General features: G+C 69.8%; 6 protein-coding genes. 5 read left to right on the top strand and 1 reads right to left on the bottom strand.

The genetic code is table 11. From position 1 onward, the window contains the following. The 5 genes from MKL01_RS06175 to MKL01_RS06155 form a co-directional block, all read left to right on the top strand. Nucleotides 1-930 (top strand): ABC transporter substrate-binding protein (locus MKL01_RS06175; protein ID WP_243904341.1); only part of this gene is annotated, 930 nt, incomplete at its 5' end. Between the two features lie 164 nt (nt 931-1,094). Further along, complete coding sequence (locus MKL01_RS06170) at nt 1,095-1,985, top strand: LysR family transcriptional regulator (RefSeq protein ID WP_243904340.1); 891 nt, start codon at nt 1,095-1,097, stop codon at nt 1,983-1,985. A gap of 99 nt (nt 1,986-2,084) precedes the next feature. Then, on the top strand, nt 2,085-2,855 hold the full coding sequence (locus tag MKL01_RS06165; RefSeq protein WP_243904339.1) for an HpcH/HpaI aldolase family protein: 771 nt from the start codon (nt 2,085-2,087) through the stop codon (nt 2,853-2,855). Nucleotides 2,856-2,866: 11 nt separating this feature from the next. After that, entirely contained in the window at nt 2,867-4,435 is a 1,569-nt protein-coding gene (gene garD, locus MKL01_RS06160; protein ID WP_243904338.1) for a galactarate dehydratase, read from the top strand. Nucleotides 4,436-4,516: 81 nt separating this feature from the next. Then, a complete protein-coding gene (locus tag MKL01_RS06155; RefSeq protein WP_243904337.1) occupies nt 4,517-5,719 on the top strand; it encodes a PepSY-associated TM helix domain-containing protein in 1,203 nt (400 codons plus the stop codon). Nucleotides 5,720-6,213: 494 nt separating this feature from the next. Here MKL01_RS06155 and MKL01_RS06150 read toward each other — a convergent pair whose 3' ends face one another. Next, nucleotides 6,214-8,229, bottom strand: a complete 2,016-nt coding sequence (locus MKL01_RS06150) for a TonB-dependent siderophore receptor (RefSeq protein WP_409566206.1) — start codon at nt 8,227-8,229, stop codon at nt 6,214-6,216. Nucleotides 8,230-8,599 lie beyond the last annotated feature (370 nt).

Below are 8,599 nucleotides of genomic sequence, written 5' to 3'. Positions count from 1 at the left end.
GAGAACGGACGCGGCGACGTGCTGGGATTCGTCGGCCTCGCGCTGCGAGAGGTTTACTCCGCCGACGTGTCCGAGTTCGTCTTCGCCGCGGCCGTCCAGCTGTTGCGGACGTTCAAACCGGATGTGATGTACGTGTCGACTACCGACGACGTGCAGCACAAGGCCGGTCCGGGCTCAACGGTCGCCGTCGCCTTCTACGCCATGTTCGACCGCTACGTCGGCGAACTCGACGCGGCGGGCTGCGCCCTGGTGATGACGGCCGATCACGGCATGAACGACAAGCACCTCCCGGACGGACCGCCAGACGTGACCCCCTACGGCAAGGGCCTGGCCGACGAGACCCTGAAGGCGTTCAAGGCCAAGGGCGGCGCGGCGGTGCTGGTCGAGGGCATCAACCCGGGCGAGAAGGACTACTCGGCGCTCGTGTCCAAGCTCAAATCGGCCAATGTCGATCTCGTCTATTACGGCGGCTACCACACCGAGGCCGGGCTGATCCTGCGGCAGATGCACGACCAGGGCCTCAAGGCGATCGTGGCCGGTGGCGATGCCGTGGCCGACAAGGAATTCGCGCAGATCGCCGGTCCGGCCGCCGAGGGCACGCTGATGACCTTTCCGGCCGACCCGCGCAGGAACCCCGACGCCAAGGCGGCGGTGGCCGCGTTGAACGCCAAGGGAATCGACCCCGAGGCCTTCACCCTCTACGCCTACGCGGCGGTGCAGGTGCTCGCCAAGGCGATGGCCGAGACCGGCTCCAGCGACGGCAGGGCGCTCGCCGACTGGTTGCACCGGGGTGAGGCCATCGACACCGTGGTCGGCCCGATCGCCTACGACAAGAAGGGCGACATCACCCGGCTCGACTACGTCATGCACGTCTGGACGAAAGGCCCCGACGGCAAGATCGACTATGCCGGCCACGCGCTGACGCCCTAAGGACGCGCCCCACCCCGGACCCCGCAGAAGGGCCGCGAGCCCTTCGGAACCGGAGGACCGGTTCGCCGATCCGGCGGGAGCGAAGACCGCGATCGGCCGAGCGACCGATCGGCGCCGAGGCCTTATGCTGCCCCTGCGCGTCGCGACGCGCAGGGGGAGACGCCATGTTCGATTTCAGCCAGCTCCGGTGCTTCGCCGCCGTGGCGGAGGAGCTGCATTTCGGGCGCGCGGCCGCCCGGCTGAACATGACGCAGCCGCCCCTGTCGCGGCAGATCCAGGTGCTGGAGCGGGTGCTCGACGTGCAGCTGCTGGAGCGCACCAGCCGTTCGGTCCGCCTGACCGCGGCCGGACGCAGCTTCCTGCCGGAAGCGCAGCGCATCCTGCGGCTGGCCGAGTCCGCCACGTATCTGACCCGCCAGGTGGCGGCGGGACGCGCGGGCGTCCTGAAGCTCGGCTTCACGGCGGCTTCGGCGTACGATTGCCTGCCCCGCCTCGTCGCGGCCCTGCGGCGGGCGCTGCCCGAGGTGACGCTCGCCCTGCGCGAGATGGTGACCAAGGACCAGATCGAGGAGCTGCTCGCCGGCCGCCTCGACGCCGCTCTGGTACGGCCGCCGGTGACGCACCCGGACCTCCTCGCCGTCCGGGCCCTGGCCGAACCGCTGGTGGTGGCGCTGCCGGCGGAGAACCCCCTCGCGGCCCGGGACGCCCTCGCGCCCGGCGATCTCGGCGGCGAACCCCTGATCGCCTATGCGCCGAACGAGGCCCGGTATTTCCACGACCTCGTCCAGGGCCTCTTCGCCGAGGCCGGAATTCGCCCGCGGATCGTGCAGCAGCTGGCGCAGATCCACTCGATCCTGGCCCTCGTCCGCACGGCGCTGGGGATCGCCCTGGTGCCGGCGGGGGCCGAGCACCTGCGCCTCGACGGCGTCGTGTTCCGCCCCCTGGTTCTGCCGGAGCCGCGCCCGGCCGAGCTGGTCCTGGCGTGGCGCCGGGACGCGGACGAGCCGCTGATCGCGCGGCTGGTCTCGGTCCTCGCCGCGATGCCGCCGGCCTGACCGATGCCGGGACGGTATCGATCGATCCACGCTTTGGCTTTGACGCGGCGGCGGAAGACTGCCCCTATGCGCGAGATAACAACCCAGGGAGGAACCGCGATGGACAGCCTCACCAATCGCTTCAAGACGGCCCTCGCGGAGGGCCGGCAGCAGATCGGTCTGTGGTGCAGCCTCGCCAGCCCGATCTCAACCGAGATCGTCGCCGGAGCCGGGTTCGACTGGCTGCTCCTCGACATGGAGCACTCGGCCAACGACCTCCGGGACATCTATGTTCAGCTTCAGGCGATGATGGAGAACGCCACCCACCCCGTGGTGCGGGTGCCGAGCGACGACCCCATCACCATCAAGCGCATCCTGGATGCCGGCGCGCAGTCGCTGATGATCCCCAATGTCGACGATGCCGCGCAGGCCGAGCGGATCGTGGCGGCGACGCGCTACGCCCCCCGGGGCATCCGCGGCTTCTCGCAGGCGCCCCGGGCCGCCCGGTTCGGCCGGATCCCGGAGTACCACACCCGGTGCGAGGCCGAGATCTGCGTGATCGTGCAGGTCGAGTCGCGCCGCGCCCTGGACAATCTGGACGCGATCGCCGCCGTGGAGGGCGTGGACGGCGTCTTCATCGGGCCCGGCGATCTCTCGACCAGCCTCGGCTATCTCGGCCAGCAGGGCCATCCGGAGGTGGTGCGCACCATCGAGGAGGCCGTCGGCCGGATCGTGAAGGCCGGCAAGTCCGCCGGCATCCTGACCCCGAGCGAGGAGCTGGCCAAGCGCTACATCGCGGCCGGCACCCGGTTCACCGCCGTGGGCTCGGATCTCGGTCTGCTCGCCCGCAACGCCGAGGCGCTGGCCGGGCGTTTTCGGACTGCGAGCTGAGGGGATTGGCGATGCAGGCCGAGATCGAAGCCCCGACCCGTCCTCAAGGTGCCGGCGACGTGCCGCGCACGATCCGCCTGAGCGAGATCGACAACGTCGCGATCGTGGTCAACGCCTTCGGGCTGCCGGCCGGCACGGTGTTCCCGGACGGGCTGGAACTCGTCGAGTTCGTGCCGCAGGGCCACAAGGTCGCCCTCTCCGACATCCCGGAGGGCGGCGCGGTGCGCCGCTACGGCGAGGTCGTGGGCATCGCCACGCAGGCGATCCCCCGGGGCGCCTGGGTGGAGGAGTCGCGGGTCACGACGCCGGTCGCCCCCGCCCTCGACGCCCTTGAGCTGGCCACCCGGGTGCCGGCCCCCCTGCCCCCGCTCGAGGGCTACACCTTCGAAGGCTACCGCAACCCCGACGGGTCGGTGGGCACCAAGAACATCCTGGCGATCTCGATCAGCGTGCAATGCGTCGCCGGCACCCTCGACGTGGCGATCCGCAGGATCAAGCAGGAGCTGCTGCCGCGCTACCCCAACGTCGACGACGTGGTCGGCCTGACCCACGCTTACGGCTGCGGCGTCGCCATCAACGCCCCCGAGGCGGTGGTGCCGATCCGGACGCTCCAGAGCCTCGCGCAGAACCCGAATTTCGGCGGCGAAGTGATGGTCGTGGGACTCGGCTGCGAGAAGCTCGTCTCCGAGCGCCTGTTGCCCGACAACGGCGCGGCCGGCGACGGCGTGGTCCGCCTGCAGGACGAGCGCCACCGGGGCTTCTCGGCGATGCTCGACAGCATCCTGGCCATGGCGGAGGCGCGCCTGGCGGTGCTGAACCGGCGGACCCGGGAGCCCTGCCCGGCCTCCGACCTCGTGGTCGGCCTGCAATGCGGCGGCAGCGACGCCTTCTCGGGCGTCACCGCCAACCCGGCGCTCGGCTTCGCGGCCGATCTGCTGGTCCGCTGCGGCGCCACCGTGCTGTTCTCGGAAGTGACGGAGGTGCGCGACGCGATCCACCTCCTGACGCCGCGCGCCAAGACCCCGGAGGTCGCCGTGGCGCTGATCCGCGAGATGGCGTGGTACGACGCCTACCTCGCCAAGGGCGAGGCCGACCGCCGGGCCAATCCCTCCCCGGGCAACAAGAAGGGCGGCCTCAACAACATCGTCGAGAAGGCCCTGGGCTCGGTCGCCAAGTCCGGCACCAGCGCGATCTCGGGGGTGCTCGCCCCCGGCGAGCGCGTGCGCGAGAAGGGCCTGATCTTCGCCGCGACCCCGGCCAGCGACTTCGTCTGCGGCACGCTCCAGCTCGCCTCGGGCATCACCCTGCAGGTGTTCTCCACCGGCCGCGGCACGCCCTACGGCCTCGCTCAGGCCCCGGTGATCAAGGTCGCCACCCGCACGGAACTCGCCGAGCGCTGGTCCGACCTGATCGACCTCGATGCCGGGCGTATCGCCACCGGCGACGCGACGATCGAGGCGGTCGGCTGGGAGCTGTTCCACCTGATCCTCGATGTGGCGAGCGGCCGCAAGCGGCCGTGGTCGGACCGGTGGGGGCTGTTCAACGACCTGACGCTGTTCAATCCGGCGCCGATCACCTGAGGCTCCGGGCGTCCGCGCGGGGGGCATGCGCCGCGCGGCATCGTCACCTTGGCCGGACTCTGCTAGGCAGCGGGAATCGCCATGCCGCTGCCGATTCCCCGCCTTCGGACCGTGCTCTTCCGCCTGCACTGGGTGCTGGGCCTCACGGCCGGCCTCGTCCTGGCCCTGATGGGCCTGACCGGGGCGCTGATGAGCTACGAGGAGGCGATCACGGCCGCCGCCAACCGCGACCGGCTGGCGGTGACGGTCGGCGACCGGTCGGCGCTTCCGCCCGCCGCCCTCGCGGCACGGATCGACGCCCAGGCCGGCGGCCGCAGGGTGAGCGCCCTGACCCTGTCGGACGACCCCGCTGCGAGCATCCACGTCCGCTTCGCCCGCGACCCCGCGACCCGCGAGCGGCCGCCCTCCGTCTACGCCGATCCCTACGATGGCGCCCTGCTCGGCCCGGTGCGGCTGGAGGCGGCGTTCGCGACCGTGCGGGACCTGCACCGCTGGCTCCTGATCCCCGGCGGTTCCAGGGGCTGGGGCCGCACCATCACGGGCGCCTGCATGCTGGCGCTCCTGGCGTTCCTGGGAACCGGCCTCTACCTGCGCTGGCCCAGGGTCCACCGCTGGCGGATCTGGCTGAAGCCGAGCCTGTCCCGCCCGGGGCGGCCGCGCTGGTGGTCGCTCCACGCGGTGGCCGGAACCTGGCTCGCGCCGGTCTACCTCGTCATCGCGCTCACGGGGCTGACGTGGTCCTACCCGTCGTTCAAGGATGGCGCCACGTGGCTGCTGGTCGGCGACGGCGCCGCGGCGAAGCCCGCCCGTGCCGGCCGCAAGGCCGCCCGCGAGGCGCCCGCCGACGCATCCGGGCCGGCGGCCGTCGATCGCGCCTGGGCGGCGTTCCGGACCGGCGAGGGGCGCGAGGCCGGTGTCGCGACCCTGACCCTGCCGGACCTCGACGCGACGGCGATCCGGATCCGCTGGCTGCCGAAGGGCGTCGACGGCCCGGGCGCCCGCAACGAGGCCCGCTACGATGCCGCCACCGGCGCGCTGCTGGGCGCCGAGCGCGCCGCCGACACGCCGCTGGGCCGGCGGATCATGGAGAATATCCTGGAGGTCCACCGCGGCCGCTTCTTCGGCGACCTGTTCGCCCTGCTGTTCTGCCTCGCGGCCCTCGCCATGCCGGGCTTCGCGGCCACCGGCCTGACGCTCTACGTCCTGCGCCGCCGCGCGGCAGCCCGGCGCAGGCCGGCGGGGCCTGAGGCCGGGCCGGCGACCCTGCGCGCGGCCAATCCCTGAGAGCGTTCCGCGGCGTTCGGATCGAGGAGACGGTGCGCGCGCCCTCCTGAGGCGCCGCGCGATCCACCCCGACCATGCCTGTCCGGGACCGACGTCGTCGGATGCCAAAAAGGGCTACGCCCGACCCTTTCAAGGTGTCTAGCCGAGCCCGTGGCGCGCGATCAGCGCCCCCGGGCCATGACGCGCGCCCCCTGTCCCGGACAGGTGGAGCGAAGCGGAACCTGATCCGGGACCCAGCACACAAAGCGCCGCGAAGCGGTTCCGGTTGATTCACATCGACGCTTCGCGACGTCCCGTGCTGGATCCCGGGTCGCATTCCGCTTGCGCTGCATGCGCCCGGGAGAGGGACGGCGCGGAACCAGATCACGCGATGGCATCGGATCTCTGCCCAACACCTTGAAACGGCTGGGACTACACCCTTTGACGTGTCGCCAGGGCAGAGCCCTGGCCGATCGTGCGAGGTCCGACAATCGCGCAAGGCCCGACCGTGTGGCTCACAACCGCGCCGTGATCGTCGCCAGCACCGAGAACGGTGCACCAGGCGTGTTGATGAATTGCGAGGTCGGCTGTTCGATGTAGCGCGCGTTCGTCAGGTTGCGCATGTTGACCGACAGGCGCCAATGCGCGTCGAAATCGTAGTACACGGCGGCATCGACGCGGTTGTACGCCCCGACCCGGTAGCTGTTGTTGAGGTCGCCGGTGCGCGACCCTACATGGGTGACGCCGATGCCGAGACCCAGGCCGCGGAGCGGCCCCTCTAGAAAGTCGTAGGTCGTCCACACGCTGCCGCTGAAGGCCGGCACGCCGACGAGCCGGTTGCCGACAGGGAAGATCCGGTCCTTGGTCATCTGCGCGTCGAGATAGCCGACGCCCCCGATGACCTTCCAGCCCGGCAGGATCGCGCCGGCCAAGTCGGCCTCGACCCCCTCCGAACGCTGTTGGCCGGTGATGACCGAGTAGCCGGTGTTGACCGGATCGTTGCCCGCGACGTTGTCCCGGGTGATCCGGAAGGCGGCGGCGCTCAGGGTCAGGTCCGGGTTGATGTCGATGCGGGCCCCGATTTCGACCTGCTCGCTCGTCTCCGGCGGCGGATTTGCGACGTTGAGCAGGTTCGCCGTCTGCGGCGCGAAGGAGGTGGCGTAGCTCGCATAGAGAGTCAGCGGCTCGAACGGCCGGTAGATCAGGCCGACGCGCGGGGAGGCGCCGAACAATTGCTGCTCGGGCGGCTGGGTCTTCGATCCGGGCACGCGGTTGAAATAGTATTGGGTGCCAAGATCGAACCGGGCTCCGAGCACGAGCTGAAGCTCGGGCGTCAGGGCGATCTGGTCCTGCAGATAGAATCCGAACAGCTCCAGCCTCTGCTTCAGGTCGGCTTGGAACCCGAGGGCGCCGGGGAGCGCGCCGAAGACCGGGTTGCTGAAGCTGACGGCGGCGAGGCTGCCCTGCTGGGAATAGGGGTGCCGGAAGCCGTTGCTGTACTCGAAGCCCGCGAGGACGGTGTGCGACAGGCCGAGCGTCTCGAATTTCAGCACGGCCTCGGTCTGAGTATCCACGGCGGCGAACCGGGAATCGACCGTTTGATCACGGCGCGTCACCAGGGTGCCGGCATTGTTGATGCCGTTGGCCCGGGCCACGAACTGATTGAAGACGCCCCATTGGCCGCTGACGACCTGCCGCAGCGTCAGGTTCTCGCTGACGTCGTGCTCGGCCCGCATCGTGATGGCGTTGAATTCGCCGTAGTAGCGCGAGAACGGCTCGCCGTAGTACCGGCGGATGTTGTCCAGCGGCACGCGACCACGGAAAGCCACGAGCCCTTCGTCGTACTGGCTGTGCTGATTGGTGAATTCCGAATTGATGTAGACGCGCGTGTCCGCGCTCGGCGTCCAGTTCACGGCCGGAGCGACGAAGACCCGCCGGTTGGTGTTGTCGCCGAAGTTGCGGAAGGTCGGATCCTCCTGCGCGGCGAAGCTGAGGCGGGCGGCGAGCCCGTCGATGTCCGGGAGCGCGCTCGAGACCGAGCCCTGGAAGCGCCGGAACCCGAAGCTGCCGCCCTGGAGGCTGGCATCGACGGTCGGTTCCACTGTCGGCCGGCGGGTGACGATGTTGACGAGGCCGCCCGGATCTCCCCGGCCGAAGAGCACCGATGCCGGTCCCTTGATCACCTCCACGCGTTCGGCGTTCGCGAGGTCGCGCTCGACCGGATAGAAGTTGATCGCGGGGTTCGTCAGCACGCCGTCGACCGCGAAGAGCTGGGTGGCGAAGCCGCGGATGACGTAGTTCTGCGACCGGCCCTGGACCGTGCTGCTGGGCGTCACGTTGCTGACGTTGGTGATCGCATCGGTCAGGCGCAGGTCCTGCTGATCGGTGATCACCGTACGCGGCACGATGTTGATCGATTGCGGCGAGTCGCGGACCGGTGTGTCGGTCCGCGTGGCGGTGGCCGAGCGCGTCGCCCGGTAGCCGATGACCGGGCTGTCCGCCCGTTCGACCGCCGGACCGGTGCCGGTCACGCTCAGCTCCGACAGGACGACGTCGCCAGAGATATCGTCATTCGCCGCGTGCGAAACAGTTGTCGAAAGCGCGAAAAGCGTCGAAACCAGCGCTCTGCTGAAAGATAGACGAGGCGTACGTGGGTGAGAATTTCTGTAGAAAGTGTATTCGCGACCGGATGGCATAGTTTATAATGACTCTCAAGAAGATCAGTGCGACTCGGGCGCAAGGACTCTTGAGGATAGTGCCGTTCACTTTTCAACGATCGGGTGCGCAGGGCCGCGCGAATTCGTCTGGAATTCACCGGACGTGACCTAGGGGCCACAATATCACATTGGAATAATTTGAAAATCTAAAGATCGTGCAGTTCGGAATCCTCGCGGGAAAGCT

The organism is Methylobacterium sp. J-070 (assembly GCF_022829385.1).
Lineage (GTDB): Bacteria > Pseudomonadota > Alphaproteobacteria > Rhizobiales > Beijerinckiaceae > Methylobacterium.
The sequence above is the reverse complement of the archived record's forward strand: the minus strand, read 5'-3'. Positions and strand labels throughout refer to the sequence as shown.

Coding starts and splice junctions, on each gene's coding strand:
- MKL01_RS06170 (WP_243904340.1), top strand. CDS start 1,095: ATGTTCGATTTCAGCCAGCTCCGGTGCTTCGCCGCCGTGGCGGAGGAG.
- MKL01_RS06165 (WP_243904339.1), top strand. CDS start 2,085: ATGGACAGCCTCACCAATCGCTTCAAGACGGCCCTCGCGGAGGGCCGG.
- garD (WP_243904338.1), top strand. CDS start 2,867: ATGCAGGCCGAGATCGAAGCCCCGACCCGTCCTCAAGGTGCCGGCGAC.
- MKL01_RS06155 (WP_243904337.1), top strand. CDS start 4,517: ATGCCGCTGCCGATTCCCCGCCTTCGGACCGTGCTCTTCCGCCTGCAC.